The sequence below is a fragment of the Nitrosomonas sp. sh817 genome (assembly GCF_030908545.1).
Classification (GTDB): Bacteria; Pseudomonadota; Gammaproteobacteria; order Burkholderiales; family Nitrosomonadaceae; genus Nitrosomonas.
In genome coordinates this window covers 245395-263248 of the sequence record NZ_CP133083.1, presented here as the reverse complement: position 1 = coordinate 263248, position 17854 = coordinate 245395, and the positions used below count along the sequence as shown (strand labels likewise).

At 47.3% G+C, this 17854-nt stretch carries 18 protein-coding genes; 13 read left to right on the top strand and 5 right to left on the bottom strand.

From position 1 onward, the window contains the following. Positions 1–344 precede the first annotated feature (344 nt). Both RBH92_RS01335 and RBH92_RS01330 read left to right on the top strand, forming a co-directional pair. Positions 345–2396 (top strand): di-heme-cytochrome C peroxidase, encoded by a 2052-nt coding sequence (locus RBH92_RS01335; protein ID WP_307932939.1) that lies wholly within the window; start codon positions 345–347, stop codon positions 2394–2396. Between the two features lie 39 nt (positions 2397–2435). Beyond that, a complete protein-coding gene (locus RBH92_RS01330; protein WP_307932938.1) occupies positions 2436–3710 on the top strand; it encodes a cytochrome P450 in 1275 nt (424 codons plus the stop codon). Positions 3711–3869: 159 nt separating this feature from the next. Here RBH92_RS01330 and RBH92_RS01325 read toward each other — a convergent pair whose 3' ends face one another. Continuing rightward, positions 3870–4061, bottom strand: coding sequence for a hypothetical protein (locus RBH92_RS01325; protein WP_292925574.1), 192 nt, complete (start codon positions 4059–4061; stop codon positions 3870–3872). A gap of 164 nt (positions 4062–4225) precedes the next feature. On the opposite strand from RBH92_RS01325, the gene RBH92_RS01320 reads away from it, so the two are divergent. Continuing rightward, complete coding sequence (locus RBH92_RS01320) at positions 4226–4969, top strand: Mut7-C RNAse domain-containing protein (RefSeq protein ID WP_307932937.1); 744 nt, start codon at positions 4226–4228, stop codon at positions 4967–4969. A gap of 55 nt (positions 4970–5024) precedes the next feature. Here RBH92_RS01320 and RBH92_RS01315 read toward each other — a convergent pair whose 3' ends face one another. Continuing rightward, positions 5025–5390: a surface-adhesin E family protein gene (locus RBH92_RS01315; protein WP_307932936.1), complete on the bottom strand. Its 366-nt coding sequence runs from the start codon at positions 5388–5390 to the stop codon at positions 5025–5027. A 389-nt stretch (positions 5391–5779) separates the two neighbouring features. On the opposite strand from RBH92_RS01315, the gene RBH92_RS01310 reads away from it, so the two are divergent. The 5 genes from RBH92_RS01310 to RBH92_RS01290 all read left to right on the top strand — a co-directional run bounded on the left by RBH92_RS01310 (position 5780) and on the right by RBH92_RS01290 (position 10452). Continuing rightward, a complete protein-coding gene (locus RBH92_RS01310; RefSeq protein WP_307932935.1) occupies positions 5780–6430 on the top strand; it encodes a MotA/TolQ/ExbB proton channel family protein in 651 nt (216 codons plus the stop codon). Then, positions 6417–6818, top strand: a complete 402-nt coding sequence (locus tag RBH92_RS01305) for an ExbD/TolR family protein (RefSeq protein ID WP_292925578.1) — start codon at positions 6417–6419, stop codon at positions 6816–6818. Before RBH92_RS01310 ends, RBH92_RS01305 begins: the two co-directional genes overlap by 14 nt. Positions 6819–6827: 9 nt before the next feature. Next, complete coding sequence (locus RBH92_RS01300; protein WP_292925579.1) at positions 6828–7694, top strand: hypothetical protein; 867 nt, start codon at positions 6828–6830, stop codon at positions 7692–7694. A 131-nt stretch (positions 7695–7825) separates the two neighbouring features. Next, complete coding sequence (locus RBH92_RS01295; protein ID WP_307932934.1) at positions 7826–9106, top strand: cyclic di-GMP phosphodiesterase; 1281 nt, start codon at positions 7826–7828, stop codon at positions 9104–9106. Positions 9107–9117: 11 nt separating this feature from the next. After that, positions 9118–10452 carry a putative bifunctional diguanylate cyclase/phosphodiesterase gene (locus tag RBH92_RS01290; RefSeq protein ID WP_307932933.1) on the top strand — a complete coding sequence of 445 codons (1335 nt, stop codon included), beginning with the start codon at positions 9118–9120 and terminating at the stop codon, positions 10450–10452. On the opposite strand, the gene RBH92_RS01285 is transcribed toward RBH92_RS01290, so the two are convergent. Next, the gene (locus RBH92_RS01285) at positions 10419–10928 is read right to left on the bottom strand and encodes a hypothetical protein (protein WP_307932932.1); all 510 of its coding nucleotides are present in this window, start codon (positions 10926–10928) and stop codon (positions 10419–10421) included. The two genes, RBH92_RS01290 and RBH92_RS01285, sit on opposite strands and share 34 nt — an antisense overlap. Next, positions 10925–11524, bottom strand: coding sequence for a glycoside hydrolase family 19 protein (locus RBH92_RS01280; RefSeq protein ID WP_307932931.1), 600 nt, complete (start codon positions 11522–11524; stop codon positions 10925–10927). Before RBH92_RS01280 ends, RBH92_RS01285 begins: the two co-directional genes overlap by 4 nt. Before the next feature lie 100 nt (positions 11525–11624). On the opposite strand from RBH92_RS01280, the gene mutL reads away from it, so the two are divergent. Further along, complete coding sequence (gene mutL, locus RBH92_RS01275) at positions 11625–13418, top strand: DNA mismatch repair endonuclease MutL (protein WP_307932930.1); 1794 nt, start codon at positions 11625–11627, stop codon at positions 13416–13418. A 35-nt stretch (positions 13419–13453) separates the two neighbouring features. On the opposite strand, the gene RBH92_RS01270 is transcribed toward mutL, so the two are convergent. Then, a complete protein-coding gene (locus RBH92_RS01270; RefSeq protein ID WP_307932929.1) occupies positions 13454–14248 on the bottom strand; it encodes a bestrophin-like domain in 795 nt (264 codons plus the stop codon). A gap of 200 nt (positions 14249–14448) precedes the next feature. Between RBH92_RS01270 and RBH92_RS01265 the strand changes: the two genes are divergently transcribed. The 4 genes from RBH92_RS01265 to RBH92_RS01250 all read left to right on the top strand — a co-directional run bounded on the left by RBH92_RS01265 (position 14449) and on the right by RBH92_RS01250 (position 17774). Further along, positions 14449–15612, top strand: coding sequence for a hypothetical protein (locus RBH92_RS01265; RefSeq protein WP_307932928.1), 1164 nt, complete (start codon positions 14449–14451; stop codon positions 15610–15612). A 149-nt stretch (positions 15613–15761) separates the two neighbouring features. After that, on the top strand, positions 15762–16595 hold the full coding sequence (locus RBH92_RS01260; protein WP_307932927.1) for a TIGR04255 family protein: 834 nt from the start codon (positions 15762–15764) through the stop codon (positions 16593–16595). Next, positions 16595–17167, top strand: coding sequence for a hypothetical protein (locus RBH92_RS01255; RefSeq protein ID WP_307932926.1), 573 nt, complete (start codon positions 16595–16597; stop codon positions 17165–17167). The genes RBH92_RS01260 and RBH92_RS01255 overlap by 1 nt, the downstream gene beginning before the upstream one ends. Next, the gene (locus RBH92_RS01250; protein WP_307932925.1) at positions 17160–17774 is read left to right on the top strand and encodes a hypothetical protein; all 615 of its coding nucleotides are present in this window, start codon (positions 17160–17162) and stop codon (positions 17772–17774) included. Before RBH92_RS01255 ends, RBH92_RS01250 begins: the two co-directional genes overlap by 8 nt. Positions 17775–17854: the final 80 nt, after the last annotated feature.

The window sequence follows — 17854 nt, the reverse complement described above, 5'->3', positions numbered from 1 at the left end:
TCAATCACTGAACTATTATTGAATGATCCGGATTTTTATTCCAGTGATCGTTCTATATAACTGTCACTTTCTATGGCGGCATCCGGTCTATTTCGCCGGGTATGCGAGTTTTGCTGTCATCCATAGCGATTTCTGAATATAATCCAAGGCTGATGCTGCTTATAGAGGATAATACATTCCATCAAAATTATAAGTTACAGGCGGGTCTCAAGTAAGGATAATCCAGAAGCAAGTAATGATTGGAACTGAAAAATAGCCTCAGGCAAAACTTCTTCACTGTCATGCCTCTATTTCAGGTTCCGGCCATACCAGTTCAACAAATTCTAGTTAAAAGGGGAATCAACGTGGAACAGTCATTTGTATCGTCATATCAGCGGTTTCTATCTTTTATTTCAGCTTTGCTTCTATTATTCGGAATATCTTCCTGTTCACTTATTCCGGAAACCGACCCTGATCGTGGCGCAACCACGGTCCAACAAGATCCGTTCGGCGACAGTTATACAACTGTCAAATATCTGGATCAAGGCTGGGATATTTCTGACAGTCTATGGTTTTATACCACAACCCAAGGATCCAACCTGATGCCTTATGATTTCTTCATGGTATTGGAAAAACCGGGAGAATCCGAGCTGTTCCGTTCCAACGAGAACATGAATGCCTATCGCTACCTGCCGCAAAAAGCCACATCCTACAATCCGGATGCATTACCGGTCGGTTGGGTCAAGGACGATTATAAAGGACAGCAATACGTAGGCCTCACCTGCGCAGCTTGCCATACCGGCCAGGTAAACTATAACGGTGTCGGTATCCGGATCGATGGCGGCCCAGCCAACGCCGATATGGAAGAAATCATGATCGGTCTCTCAAAAGCGCTGAAATACACACGCGAAAATGAGGAAGCGAAAGCCCGGTTTGTCAAAAATGTGCTGGCGCGCGGTAATTACAAGTCCGAGACCGAAGTGCTCGGTGATCTGGCGAAATACGAACAGCGTCTCACCAACTACACCATCATCAACCGCAGCCCAACCCCTTATGGCTATGCCCGGTTGGATGCATTTGGACGCATTTACAACCGGGTTCTTGAGCATCTCATCAACGAAAGAGAGTTGCGAGAGCTGCTGCGCGATCGCAAGATCATGCGCGACAAAGGCATGAGCGACGAAGAACTCGATCAAATCATGGCCGATCTGGACAAGATTCCTACCGGTGATCAACGCGACCGGATGGTGGAACGCTTGACTCAAAATCTTACAAAATGGCAGCTGGGAAGGTTACGGAAAGCAATCTATAACCCAGCCGATGCGCCTGTCAGCTATCCGTTCTTATGGGATATTCCGCAACACGATTATGTACAATGGAACGGTCTGGCAGCCAACGCCGGACTAGGTCCGGTCGGACGGAATACCGGTGAGGTAATCGGTGTGTTCGGCACGTTGGATTGGAATGAAGAGAAGGGAATGACGATTTCCACTTTGATCGGCGGACAAAATACCCGCACTAAGATCAGTTTCGATTCTTCCGTGAACGTCCACAATCTGCGCGAGATCGAATCGCACTTGCAAAAACTGCAATCCCCTAAATGGCCGGAAGATATTCTCGGCCCGATTGACCATCAACGCGCGTCGCGCGGTCAATCGTTATTCAACGAATACTGCGCCAGCTGCCACGCCAACATCGTGCGTGATGACCCGGATCGCCGGGTAATTGCCATCATGTCCAGAGTCAGCGATATCGGGACGGATCCGGTCATGGCCGAGAACAGTTTCAACCGTACCGGTTATTCCGGCATCTTGCGCAACCAATATGTCGATGTCGGTGTGGGCAGCATTTTATTGGATCAAAAAGCGCCGGTTGCAGCGTTGTTGACTAAAGCAACGTTGAATGTGGTCGCCACACCGGACCCCGACAAATTGTTCTTCCAGCGCTGGGGGGATTGGATTGTGGATATTGGAAAGGCATTCTTTCACAATGAAATCAAGTCATCGATCAAGCATGGCAACTACGATCCGGATACCACGGCAAAACCGCTGGCTTCGCTGAATGCTTATAAAGCACGGTCATTGAACGGCATTTGGGCAACGGCGCCTTATCTTCATAACGGTTCCGTCCCGACTCTGTATGATCTGTTATTACCCAAAAAACAAGAAGGCGATCCGGAAGACGGCGAATACCGCCCGGATCAATTTGAAGTGGGTTCGAGAGAATTCGATCCCGGCAAAGTAGGCCTTAAAAGCAGCGGATACGAAGGCTTCACTTTCGATACCAGTTTGAAAGGCAATAGTAACGCAGGTCACGAATATACCACCGGCAAAACGGCGCAACTCAACGGAAAAATTCTGAAACCGCTCTCCAAGGAAGAGCGGCTGGATTTACTGGAATATCTGAAGACTCTTTAATTGCAATGATTGGTCATGAATTAAACAGGGAGGAATAAAATGAGTACAAGTTATCTTGAACGGTATGACGCAGCCCCCGATACAGAGAAATTTCCATTGGTGCGCCGATGGATGGATACCGAACCGTTACCTTTCTTCAAAGAATTGCGCGAAAAACGTCCGATTTTAGTAACACCGGATTGCACGCTGGTGACCCGGTTTGACGATGTCAGGGAAATTTTGAAAATGTATAAGGTTTTTACCGTCAAACCTTATGTTCCAAAAATGGATAACTACTTAATGGCGCATGATGACGATGCATTGCATACGCGGGAAAAGTCACTCATGCAATTCATGCTCAATCGAGATGACCTGCCGAAAGTACGCAACATGGTTGCGGATATCGCCCGTGGCATTCTCGGTAAAGCCAACGGCCAAATCGAGATCGTGAACAGCTTTTGCCGCATGGTTCCAGCCACGCTGGTACAGGACTATTTCGGTCTAACCGGCGCTAACCGGGAAGACCTGATCGAGTGGTCCTACTGGAACCAATACGATACCTTTCACAACCATCCGTTCGATTTGGTGCCTCCGGAATTGTCACAGCGTATCATTGATCGCCATAACGAAACCTCCAAAAAACTGGGTGAGTACATCACCATGCTGATTGCAAAACGTTTTCTTGCAGTCAAGGCGGAAAAACTCACTTTTTCGACTATCATACGGTTACGGGACGACATCGTAACCAGAATGTTACGGACCAGCTTCGCCAAAGAATTGGATTTTGACATCAAGCGCTTGGGTGTCAATGCCGGCGGTCTGCTGATCGGTGCGATTGAAACCACTTCGCAAGCAGTTGCCCAAATATTGCAGTATCTGTTTCAACATCCGCAATGGCTGGAAGCCGCAAAAACAGCGGCACAAAAAGAAGATACGGCGGATTTCGATGGTATCGTTTGGGAAGCGCTGCGGTTCTCACCGATCACCCCTTATTTATTCCGCACGACCGCAAGCGACTATACCGCGGCTAAAGGAACAAATTATGAAACAGTGCTGCGTACCGGAACCTATGTGTTGCCGGTGACATTATCGGCAATGTTCGACGAACGGGCATTTGAGTCACCGGATGAATTCATCCCGCAACGCAATTGGTACAACTATTTCCATTTTGGATTCGGAAACCACGAATGCTTGGGACGTTATGTCGGGATGGTGATGATTCCCGAAATGGTTCGCCAAGTATTGTTACAGAAAAATATCGAAGCGAAAGGGAATATTGATTATAAGGCCGGCCCCTTCCCGGAAGCCTATCAATTATCCTGGACAACACAATAACGCTTATTCGGGAAACCGGGGTTCTAAAATACAGAAGCCTTGAAGTTGCTGCTTTCTTTTGATCAGCTGCTTAACTGCGGATAGTAATAAAATTCAGTGTTCCATAGAAAAAATTGTATGCAATTTAAACTATCGAACACTGATTATTTCTTCTAACGATCAGTAGTTAGATTTGTCCTCGGTCGAACGAGCTTTTCCGCCACCTTCCTGATCACCCGCAGGAATTTGGTGGAATGGTTGAATAGTTTTACCATACGCATCCGGATCAGGGGATTCAGGCGCTGTTGGCTTACCACCGCACGCAACTAAAACCAAAACTGCTGATACTGCCAATAGATATGTAATTTTCATTTCAAAACCTTCTCTTTTTGTTAATCATTTAATTCACTGCTACGACAGTAGGGAGATTACCGGGTAAGACAGGTTGAAACTTTGATCTTAATCAAATTACCCCAACCTCGGCTTTAAATACAGCCGCTATTGTCTATACCACTTTTTCATGGACATGGTATTCGGTGGCTCAGATCGGAATACATTTTCATCAATCATTAAATGATTTCCTTGTTCCGGAACTTCGTGACAAGGAAATCCATCAGCGTTTTTCTCGCAAAGCTTCGATCAAGGATATGATTGAATCCTTTAACGTGCCGCATACCGAAGTTGCGTTGATTCTGGTTAATGGACAGGCTGTGGATTTTGACTATCTTGTGCACGATACCGATCATATCGAGGTTTATCCAACCCTTGAAAAGTGCCCGGTTTCAACGCGGTTACGCCTTCGCCCCGAATTACCGCATCCGCTTACATTTGTGGCCGACACCAATCTCGGCAAGCTGGCGCGTTATCTTAGATTGCTAGGTTTTGACTGTCTCTACCGGAATGATTTTGACGACAACGCGATCGCTGAAATCTCACATGACCAACAGCGCATGCTGCTGACGCGGGATCGATTGCTATTACAACGCAAGATCATCATTTTCGGTTATTTTGTTAGAGCGGATATCCCGAAGATACAGATACACGAAGTTTTGAAAAAATTTGATCTGTATCCGGCGATCAAACCTCTGACACGCTGCACCCGTTGCAATGGTCATTTAGCAAAAATCGCCAAACAACAAATTGACCACCGTTTGCAGCCACTCACGAAAAAATACTACGATAAATTCTTAACTTGTCAGGACTGCGGACAAATTTACTGGCAGGGAAGCCACCACTCGCGCATACAAGTGATGATTAATGAATTCATCAAAACTGATTAGTCATTATCTTCATAGCAATAAATGATTGCTCCCCGCCGGTGGCAGGAAAGGGCTTTCAATCATCACAAACGGTCTCTTCGATATGCCGGAACATTGAACTGGCAGAGAAACTAAACCAATTACCCGAATCAGTGCGGTGCGCACCGATCACATCACCGGTCGCATCCCGGTCGGGATAAAGCAACATCGTGATCGAGCGGGCCTGGTGGCGCTGACAGTCAAATTCATACTGTGTTTTGACCGCACGGAAACCACCCTTTTGCATTTCTTCATAACTGGATAATACCCAGATTTTCCGGAGCGGTCCGTCCTTAAATATCGTGCCCGGATCAAAATAATGTGTCTCGCTATTTTTTGCCGCAATATCCACTTTGATCCATTCCGCGTGCACAGGACTGACAATCAATAGCAGTATTAACATTGATAAGCAATTCTTCATTTTTGACAAATAATCTGGTTGTTTTAATTGTTTCATCCGCCCGCACTCTCAAGTAAGAAGTCATTCAGGCGCGCTTCGTGTCTTTCTGCAACAATGCCATAATAGTGCGCCATTTTGCCATTAAATAGTTTTAACTGCAGGCGTTTTTCCACTATTCTTATCATCCGTTCGATTAGATCCAACCAGTGACTTAATGCGAAAAATTCTCTCGAATTATCACGGTCATAGATCTGTTATGAATTTTAAAATTTCTGATATAACAATTTTTGTGAAAAATACTGCACTGCATTGGGTTTGCGGTGCTCTTCTCATGAATTCTCAAAGGTACTGGTTACATAAAAATTATGGATAGTCTTAATCTGGAGTTGAACATGATGGAAGAACTAAATCAGGCCTGGATAATGTTGAAGCTTGGCGGAATCATCATCATTCCGCTGGTTTTATTGGGCATAATCGCAGTAGCGATTATGCTTGAAAAGGCATTTATCTATTGGCGGTATGCCCGGCTTTCCAGCGATTTGCTCAATCTGGTGGAAACCTATGGCTTCAAATGGAACGACCTGGAAAAAATTCTTTCCGGACTAGATAGCCGTCATTATTACAAGCGGTTCTTTGAAGTTGTCATTTCCAATCGCCACCAACCCGCTTGGTGGACGGAATCGCGCGCCGCCGATGAAGCGCAAATTATTGAAGAATCGCTTGCGCGCCGGCTCTGGGCGCTGGAAACCATCGTCACTGCCGCACCGCTGTTGGGTCTGGTGGGAACCGTGATCGGCATGATGCGGGCATTCCAGGTAATCGGCAGCGAAGGCCTGGTCAATCCGACGGCGGTTACTGGCGGCGTTGCGGAAGCATTGATTGCAACCGTCGTCGGACTGGCCATTGCGCTGGTAGCATTGTTCGGTTTCAATTATTTTTCCCGTTTGCAGTCGCTGACCATGGATGAAATGGAACGATTAGGCACTCGGCTGATCGACAACATCCGTCTGGATCAACAGGACAATCTCGATGAAACTGCGTAAAACCCGATCGGTCCAGAAAGGCAAGATCGAGATCATCCCGATGATCGACGTAATGTTTTTCTTGCTGGCGACATTCATGCTGGCTTCGTTATCGATGCAAAACCTGGATTCATTGCAAGTTGATCTGCCTGAAGGACAAGCGGAAAAACTGAGCGCGGAAAAGCCGGTCACGCTGACATTAACCAAAGACAGCAAAATCTTTATCAATCAGACGGCCGTCACACTCGATACGCTCGCCAGCACGCTAAAACCACTGCTTGCGGACTCCAAGCAAAAATTGATCGTCTCCGCGGATACCGAAGCGCCACAAGGAATCGTGGTACAAGCCATGCTGCGTGCCCGCACTGCCGGCGCGCAGCATTTCTTGATCGCCGTTAGGCACAAATAGCGGAAATACATGGCAAGCTCACGATCGAGAGAAATTCGCCTGTGGTGGCCATTGCCGCTGGCTGCGCTCATCTGGCTGCTGATCGTCTGGGCTTTGGGTTTCTTTTTATCGCTGCCGGAAGTTGACATTGAGACACCGCCGCCCATCGCGGCAAGTTTCATCGATTTGCACGAAGATGAAAACGCCTCCAGTTCCATGCCGGCTGCCGCCCCCAGTCCGCCACCGCCGCAACCGGAAAAACCCAAAGCTGTGGAAGAACCCAAGCCAGCAACAAAACCGCTACCCCAGCCCGCGCCAGCGCCGTCTTCGCGGCCGCAGCCAAAACCCAAAGCCGCCGAGCAGCCTAAACTCAAGACACCCATACCGGCAAAAGAAGTTGCCAAATCCGCTCCCTCCACACAAGCGCCAGCCGATGCGCCGGCTGATCTATCCGAATATATTAAATCCCGCCGCCAAGCGGCAGGAATTTTCGACAACCCGGAAACAGCCGCCGCTAGTAGCGCCGCAAAACAACCTTCTGCGGACGAAATCCGCATGGCCAATATCCGGCGGAATCTGCAAACCTCCGGTACCAGCGGCATCTTTCAGATCCTGCGCATAGGCCCCCGCACCGCCGAATTCTCGTTCCGCGCCTGGACAACGGGACAAAGCAACCCGCGCTTACAAATGATTCAAGTCACCGCCGGGCCGGAGGGCGATATCGAACGCGCCATCATCCGCCGCATGATCCAATTGATCCGGGAATATTACAAGGAAGATTTCAACTGGGAATCGCACCGTTTGCATCGCGTGGTTGTGCTTTCGGCACGAGAAAAAGATACCGCGGCACTGGAAGATTTTTTGATGCGTGAGTTCTTTATCAACCCCGTGCGATAAAAATCTTTTAAGGTTCTTTTCTACGCGTCGTATTTATAGCTATATTTTGTTTTAACAGTCCTTTGGACTCGTCTGAAAAACAACGGTTTGTTTATAACTTATTCATTCCAACTATCATTCAACGGCCTGCAATGATCAACAATTCAAGCATAGAAATCCCTATCCTGGATTTAAAAGTGGGCATGTATGTCAGCCAATTGGATCGCCCTTGGCTGGATACACCTTTCCCGCTGCAGGGTGTGCTGATGCGGACAGAGAAAGATATTGCAGCCCTAAAGAAAATTTGCCAGTTTGTCTTTGTCGATATTGAGCGCAGCGAACCTTTCGTAGTACAAAAGCATTTGCCTTTCGCCGTCTTTAACCAAGCCACATCATCGGCAAACCAGAATAAATCCAGTAATAGCGAGAAACTATTGCAACTGGATCCATTGCTGCAACGCGTGAAGACATACGACGATTTCCGCACTGCTGAACAGGAAATACCTGCTGCCACGAAAGCATACGATTTCACGCTCGCTTTGCTGAATGACATTACAAACAATATCGAGCGCGGCATTAAATTTGATATACACGCCGCGCATGAAGTCGTGGATACACTATGCGAAAGCGTTATCCGGAATCCTGATGCAGCACTCCTGCTTGCTCAGCTAAAATCAACCGGGAAGGAACTATACGACAGCGCAGTCAAAACTTCGGTGCATATGCTCGCATTCGGCCGGCACTTGGGCCTTCCACGCCGGGAATTGTCAGTGCTTGGGTTAGGCGGATTACTGATGGATATCGGCAAGCAACGCTTACCTAAGGAAATTCAAACCAAAAGAAGCATGTATCTTAAACCCGAGGAACGAAAATTGATGAAACAGCACATCGCGTACAGTCAAGAAATCGTGACTCAGTTATGCAATGTCTCGGATGAAGTCATCAAGATCGTTACCCAGCATCACGAACGGGAAAATGGTAATGGTTATCCGCTGAACTTATACGCCAATCAGATTCATCCCTATGGCCGTATGGCCGCAGTCGTTGATAGTTATGAAGAATTGATCTGGGGCCAGTCCGGCATGCCTGGCTTGAGACCATTCGAGGCGATCAAGGAACTCAAGGGAAATGCGCAAAATGGCCTCAATTTTGCATTGGTAGAACAATTCGCCCATTGCATCAGTATTTTTCCGGTTGGCTGCTTAGTCGAACTCAACACCGGAGAAGTTGCGATTGTACTCTCGCAAAACCGGACTCAACGTTTCTTGCCGCGCATTATGGTCATTTGCGATGCAAAGAAAAAACCTTATGATAATCCCGCTACGGTTGACTTAAAAAAATTCGACCTAAGTCCGGTGGGAGTTCCCTATAAAATTATCAACGACTTACCCCAAGGCGCTTATGGGATCGATCCGAAGAGATTCTATCTGTAGCCCCTTTCATCATGCCAATTCTAAGTTATCCAAATTTTTTACAAGCGGCTGAGCGCAAGTTATCGGATTCCGGCAACACCTGCGGAAATCATGCCGTTCTGACCATTAATCTCGGACGGCTTGCCGAACTGGACGGAATACTGGGCTATGCAGCCGTCGATCAAATCATACAGACAATCGCCACGCAGCTTGCAGACGCGCTTAATCCGGAAGATCTGACCGGTATCACCGGACGTCATCAAGTCAGTTGCTTATTGGTCAATTTACTGGCCCATGCCCATGCCGTATTGGCCGCTCATAAGATTACCAGAATTCTAAACTCGCCGTTTCCGCTTGGAAGGCAAAATATCCTGTTGAACCCGTGCATCGGGGTGGCATATGGTTGTGATAAAAATAGCACAATTGATCTCATGATGCGCAACGCCAGCCTTGCCATGCAACAAGCATTGCAAGAAAAAGAATTGATTAAGCTTTTTGTGGAGAACCCGGAAGATGCCTATCTGACCCAGCTCCATCTCTGGTCTGACTTGAACGAAGCAATCGAAACAAGCGCCCTGCATTTACAATTTCAACCGCAATTCTCCGTTGCCAGCGGCAAAATCGAATCGACGGAAGCGCTGTTGCGTTGGACGCATCCACACCATGGACCGATTAGGCCGGATAAACTGATTCAGGTCGCGGAAGGCTCGATACTGATGCCCAAGCTCACGCAATGGGTTTTACATACCGCATTACGCGAGTGTTCAACTTACCGCAAAGCAGGGATTGATGCGGGAGTGTCCATCAATTTTTCCGCTGACGATCTGCGCGAACCGGACATCATCGACTTGACCGCGCAAGCGCTCAATATCTGGAATATTCCTTCCGATCGCATTACCGTTGAAGTCACGGAGACCGCTGTGATGGATACCAACCGGAATATTCTTGACACGCTCAACCATCTGAAAGACATGGGGTTAAAACTTTCCATGGATGATTTCGGCACCGGTTATTCCTCGATGTCGCGCATGCTGGAGCTGCCGCTGGACGAGGTTAAAATCGATATGATTTTCGTGAGGCAAATGACAACGCACCCCAAGCACGAAAGAATTGTCGATTCCATCATTAACCTCGCACATCAGTTGAACTTAACCGTCGTTGCGGAAGGCGTGGAAGATATCGATACCTTCAGGCGATTGACCGAACTCGGCTGCGATGTGATTCAAGGATACTTGATCGGCAAGCCGATGCCGCTCACAGACTTCATCAAAACCGTCAGCCAGCAATCCTTCGAATTTCTTCAACCGGCATTGTCTGAAGCCGGAGATAGCGATCAGTCGATACCGGGAATCATGAATTCACGCTGATCGGGCAACAAGCCAGCATCAGAAAAGAGAGCATCGCTTAATTTTGAAACCGGAATATCCCGGCATTCGTGATAGGCCATCAATCGGCCGCTTTTTTCCACCGCCACCCCGTCTTTCGGCCCCCAGCCCTTGCCAATCGCGGAGTAGACAATGTAGTGATATGGTTCGCTGATAAATCTCAGATAACCGCCACCACCGCCGGAAAACATCAATGACCGGGCTTGCACGAATTGGTTTACTGGCGCCGATTGCGGCAATGCTGGCAGGTTTAACTCAATTCTGCCTGGTTGTCCGAATCGATATTGCAAATAGCCATTATCCGCAGAAAGATCTTTCGACGCGCAGACCGAAACCGTTTTCTTACCCAATGAGCACGAAAAAATGATTTGCTCGTGCGGCTGGCAATGCGACCCCGCCGCCCATCCATGAATGGGGATCAAACCCAGCAACCCGGCGGCATACGCGAATGCTTTCAAGCCAATAACGCGTAATACTTTTTGAAATGGCTGATCCGGTCATCCAACCCCAGCGTGCCGCCATTCACTTTCTTGGTGATTTTTGTCACGACATCATCGCTCGCGCCTTGATCGGCCAATTCATTGAGTGCGCGAGTGTTCCAAAACCATGCGGCGGACAACAGCGGGTATTTGGTTTTGACCCAATCCGGGTTAGTCACCACATCATCGCCAATCGCTTTGGCAAACGCATCGTAGTTATCTTTTCCGGTCAGTTGAATGTAACCCCGTCCGCGGTATTTATAGCCTTCTTTGCTGGCTTCGTCACCGTTACCCATGCGATTGGCGTATACCCGCGAAGCGATCTTTTCCGGTTGACGGGCATAACCATTCGCCAGATCACCGGGAAAATATTTGGAAAATACCTTCTTCAATCCATCAGCGGAATAATTCAGATTTTCTTCCAAGGCTTTGAACTCCGCGCTTTCATGCGCGCATTGCGCGAGAAAGTGGGCCAGGCGCAGCGGTGAATCGATGCCGAATTTGGCGGCACAATCGGGAATTTGAGCCAGCACGGCATCGGGAACCTGCGATTTCAGCTTATCAATCGATAACATTTTCACTCCCCAGATTGTTGACAGTTGAATGATCGTCCAACGTACAATGAACGCGTTGTCCTTCCGCATTATAATCACAAATTTTAAGTCACAGTTTTTTATGCCGCCGATCAAACCGCTTCCCGAATTACTGATCAACCAAATCGCTGCCGGTGAGGTGGTCGAACGTCCTGCGGCGGCACTCAAGGAAATTCTGGAAAACAGCATCGACGCTGGCGCCAAAAAAATCACCGTGCAACTGCAACAAGGCGGGATCAAGCAAATTCGCGTCGCGGATGACGGCGCGGGTATCGCCAAGGACGAATTGCTGCTGGCGCTAACGCGTCATAGCACCAGCAAAATCAGCACGCTGGAAGACCTGCACAAAATCACCAGCCTGGGCTTTCGCGGCGAAGCGCTGGCCAGCATTGCCGCCGTAGCCCGATTGACGCTCACCAGTCAGCAGCAGGAACAAGAACACGCCTGGCAAATCCACGCCGAAGGTTCTACTGCCTCCCAGCCCGCTCCGGCAGCATTGACGCAAGGCACGATTGTGGACGTCAACGACTTGTACTTCAATATTCCGGCCCGGCGCAAATTCCTGAAATCCGAAACCACCGAATTTGCGCATTGCGACGAAACTTTCAAGCGCATCGCGCTCTCGCAAGGCGGCATTGAATTCATGTTGCAGCACAACGGCAAGATACGCCGCCACCTCCGTGCCGCCAGCATGCCGCAACGGATCGCCGCGATTCTGGGAGACGATTTCGGCCAAGCAGGCACGCTGGTGGATGAACAATCTACCGGCATGCGTCTGACCGGCATGGTCGCGCTGCCAGCTTTTGCCAGATCTTCACGCGACATGCAGTATTTTTTTGTCAACAACCGTTTCGTCAGCGACAAGCTGATTTCGCATGCGCTGCGCGAAGCTTATCGCGATGTGCTGCATCTGGAACGGCATCCGGCGTTTGTGTTGTTTCTTGAGATTGATCCGGAAAGCGTCGATGTCAACGTGCACCCGAGCAAAACCGAAGTCCGTTTCCGCGAAGCGCGCGCATTGCATCAGTTCATTTTTCATGCCATCCATAAAGCGTTGGCAGCGCCTCACCGAGAGCAACCGGTTCAAACTAATGAACCTGCACTCACCGCGCGGCCATTTTCCAAGTACCCGCAAGCCAGCGTTGCAGATACCGGCAAGGTGTCACAACCGGCCAGTTTTTACGGCACTTTGTTCGGTACAGCGCCGCCTCTCCCCGCAGCGCCAAGAAATCCGCCAATTGCCGCAGCAACCGTAACAGCCGCTCAACCAGTCTCAAACGAAGAAAAAGACGACTACCCGCTTGGTTTTGCCCTGGGGCAATTACATGGCATCTATATCCTGGCGCAAAATGCCCGCGGGCTGGTGGTGGTCGACATGCATGCCGCGCACGAACGCATTCTGTACGAGCAATTGAAACAAGCGCTCGACCGGCACGAAATTGCAATGCAGCCGCTGCTGATTCCGGCAGTATTTCATGCCGACAATTTGGAAGTTGCCGTAACCGAAGAAAATCAAAACACGTTAACACAACTCGGATTCGACATTGCTATCCTGTCACCCAACACGCTAGCGGTCCGCGCCGTGCCAGCAACCTTGAAAAATGCCGATATTGCCCAGCTCGCGCGCGATCTGCTACAAGAAATCCGTGAATTCGGCGCCAGCCAGATCCTCACAGCCAAACGCAACGAAATCCTCGCCACCATGGCATGCCACGGTGCAGTACGCGCTAACCGTCAGTTAACACTCGAAGAAATGAACGCGTTGCTGCGCGACATGGAACAAACCGAACGCGCCGGTCAATGCAATCACGGACGGCCAACTTGGTTTGAAACCAGCCTGGCCGAGCTGGATAAATTGTTCATGCGCGGGAAATAGCCGGTTTCGCTGATAGAATTCCGGCAAATCCGGAATCATTCGGCTTTCCGGTTCATGCTCTCACGCAGTTCGATCAGAATCTGATCCGCCGCATCCACGCGGATCACGCCAAACCGTGGATACTCGATGTCGACGATGACATACACCGCAATCGCCGTCATTGTGGCAAACACCATCGGATGCACCCAGCGGTGCGACGGATTCCTGGCTGTGCCATAACCGGCAATGAATGAACAGCCGTAGGCAAACACAAACAGCAGCACAAAAATGATTTTGGGCGGGTGCATCATCATTGCCATCTTGCGCGTCGTGGTAATGTCGATCATCGCGTTCAGCGCCGGAAGCACCACCACGCAAGCAGATGGAACGGTTTGCGTGCGACACGCTGCCACTGCCTGCGTCCAGATCGTATTCTGCAGCACCATGCTGTTATTCCATTCGTGCTGTGCCGCTTCAACGTCCGGAAGTCTTTTGTAGTATTTCAAACGAGAATCGGTATAACGGCGGAACAATGCCTGCAGCTCGGCGCGTGCATCCGCATCGACGATATCCAAACGCAAATATGCGGTACCAATGGCGTTGGTCTCTTCGGCGATCAAATGACGACGGTCGTCAAATCTTGACGCAGCACCGGAGAACGTAAACGCGATTAACAATCCGAACAGCGCAAAAATAGCGGCTTCAATCGTACCGGCACTCGGCTTGCCGTCTGTTTCCGCATCTTTGTTAAAGTGCTTGAATCCGAGTCTCCTGCCCATTACATAAAACAGCAACATGCCGAGAAACAGACTGATTCCGACGACGATGGGAATAAACGTAAAATTCATCATGCATGCTTCCTGTATGAAAATGAACGGTTCCGGAGAATTCCCGGCAATGCGGTTTACGGAATTTTACAAAATTTATCCGTTGCTTATTGCCAATTCTACGAAGATACGATAAAAACCTTGGCAAGCCCGTTGAAATTGGACGGCTAATCGCTTCACCGGATTGTTTGACTCACCGTGGACAATAAGAAAGGATCAAGACGATGAATGACCATAAAACGCCCGACAAGACCAAGCAGCCCAATCCAGCCGGTAACCTGTTCGACCCCCTGATAACGCTTTTACCGAAAATCGTCCGCCAGCAATGGTTTTGGTTTCTGGCGTATGGCTTTAATCTGGTGTACTTTGCCATCGCCCTGTTTCGCGCCAACCAGGAATCGGATGCATTCACCATTCCGATTTTGCCGGGTGTCATTTTCACCTGCATCATTTTCGTGCAAATTTTCGCTGATCCCATCGCTTATATCCCGGCTGAAGGAATTACACCGGAGGAAAAGGAAACACTGGAAAAGCAACGGTCGCATCAGCGTTATAAATGGATGATCTTTGCTTATAGCTTCATGCTGCTGTCGCTGCTGCTGACTTTTTATCCATTTATCAATGAATTCAAAAATAAACCCATAGAAACGCTGCGTGATCAACCGATCGCCGTTTTCATCGGCTGTTCGCTCGACAATAAAGACAAGCATTTAAGCTGTTTCAAACCCAGGCTCAATACAAAGGGCGAGCAACAACCGCCGGAAAAAGTGGTCGGCACCTGGGTGATCAACATCGGCGGTTATATTAACCATTGCGACGAAGAAGAAGAGCAAGGAAAGAAAAAAGCAACGGCCTGCCAGGTCAGCGATGAACATATCGCCACCAAACATCAACCGCGCCTGACGCAATACGAATTCCGCGAGCACCTGATTTTTCAGATCGTGCAATTCATCTCCGCTCCTTTCCTGGCGATTCTGGCCTATTACTTGATCGAACCGAGCAATCTGACCAACTCGGTGGCGCTGGCATTCGTCGCCGGATTCGCCTCGGAAACCATCTTGCTGATGGTACGCTCGGTCGCCAATAAAATTTCTCCCGCAAGCGCCGAAGGACCCCAATACGGTGCGATTGCCGGGGTAATAGCATTCAAGAACTTCACTCCGCTGAAAACCGAGGTTTTCCTATCCGAATCGCCGCAAATTCATACGATAGCCGACGATCAAGGATTCTTCATGCTCAGCAACGTCCCGGTCGGCGAACACAGCATCAGCATCAAATACACCACCCAGGCGGACGGTAAAACCCTTGAACAGATCAAAAAAGACACAGTGAAAATCGAACGGTCGCAGGCGATTGTTAAGAAGAATGTGGTGGTTGAAGAAAAGTAAACATTCAAAGGCTCTAAACTAGCAAAAACAATCTGTTAGTCTAGAGCCATATAAATTATCTCAATACATGGGTTCTGTTTCAATTTTAGTAATTGATACTTTCAATATAGAATTAGTACATTATCAAATTTTGATATTCAATATTACTTATGAATGAACAAGGCTTTGAACCTATTCATGACGCCCATGCAATTGAACAGGTCGCTATTATCGTAGAATTTAATCGTTTGCTTGATGATTTATCACTAATGGAAGCTTATAAACTTTCAGAAAAATTTAAAGATGATTTGCCAGGAAAAGTAGAAATGGCAAAGCAGGGATTGAGCATTCCTATTGAAAAACAAGGCGCCGTAACACATCATCCCCCTATTAGTATGGGAATTGGCTTAAGAAGGGTAGCGCCTGATGGAACTGTCGTAGATGAACTACGTATAGAAAGATCATCAATAACTTTTATAACAACCAGTTATACAAGGTGGGAGAAAATTTGGGGAAAAGCCAGTTTATATTTTAAGGAATTATTACCAACATACCTATCTAATGACGGTAACCTGATCGCAATAGGTTTGAATTATTCTGATAAATTTGTCTGGAAAGGCATTCCTGATGAATGCAATCCTAAATTTTTAATTCGAGAGGATTCAAAATATATCTGTAATCATATTTTCGGAACAAAAGAACTATGGCACAGCCATACAGGGGTATTTATCCGAGCTGATGATCATACAAAAAGATTATTAAATGTTAATATTGATTATATTGATGATATAAAACCTGAAGGACAAAAAAAAATCGTATCAATTGCTATCACTGTTACCGATCAATTCAATCAACCATCTTATATACCGTTAGATAACACTGAAAATCCATTTTCAATAATCGAAAACCATCTGAATGATATCCATGATTTTAGTAAATCTGTACTAAGTGAGTTGATTGTTGAAAAAATGTGCCGACGAATTGCTTTAAACGAAGAAATATAATGGCTATTACAAGTACAGCAAAAACTACTCATTTTGTTTGGGGACTATTGACGACTTCAATAGCAATTCCAACTATGAACAGCTTGCCGTCATCATCAGAACAATTTGCTTCATATTCGATAAGAACATACACTGATCGTGCATTTACTACCGAAATAAGGCCTAAAACGTCTGGTGTAACTACGCAAAGCCATGATTTAAATTTAAATGAATACACAAGATCAACCACTGATTATGAAAAAATTATTGGTGAAATCAGATCTTGGATATTATTTGAAAACGGCTGGGATGGTGAAGGAGCTCGCCAACCATCAGAAAATTCAATCAAAGATGCCGTTAGTTTTATGCATCTAATTAGAGAATCAGTCGAGCTTCCAGAACCAATGCTTCATGCTAATGGAAATGTTTCGCTTTACTGGAACGACAAAGGTTTTTATGCAGACCTAGAATTTCTTGGCAATGAGCGCATCGCATATTTTATTAAAACCAAAAATGATGATAGGCATAAAGGAACGCTTTCATTTAACTCAATAGAAGTTCCTGCTGTACTATCAATCCTTATCGGTGTTTAAAAATCTAATCAAAAAGTTTTTTGGCAAGAAAGCTGAGTGTGATTGCCAAAAACTCAACCTAAATACAACAAAGAAAGAGGATAGAGTTGCACTGATTTATGAGGCTGCACCTGATTGTGGCTGCGAATCCAAAAAAACAAGCAAGTTTTCGCCTTATCCAATTGCTAATGAAGAATTGATTGCTAGATTTGTTTTTTCTCCAATACACATAAATAAAAAGAATGGAAAAATTAAACCAAGTATCATCAGTCATATTTTTAATCGCGGTTGCTCAATACAGCGTGAAAAGATAGCCTCAAATGATGAATTAAGCAGATTTGTATCAGATTTTCTTGCAAACGATCCTAAAAAGGAACGATCTTGGAATAGAGTTCTAATCGCTACATGCAACAATCTAAGGAGCATAACAATTGATAATCAAAAGGCTCTGTGTTTATACGACACAGCCGAAGAGCACAATCCGGCACACGGAGAAATATGCCTTAGTCGAGAAATACCAGAGGCTAATCACGCAGAACTTCGTTTTGAAATTATGAAAGTATTTTCTGAATGCCAACCAAATGATTACCGAGGTGGAAAAATATACAACAGCGAACTATCCCAATAGGCCTGCACCATCCGGGATCCTGCTGAAATTTACCACCCTAGATCTGAAATAGTATCTAAAAAATGGGAAGGTTCTTAGGA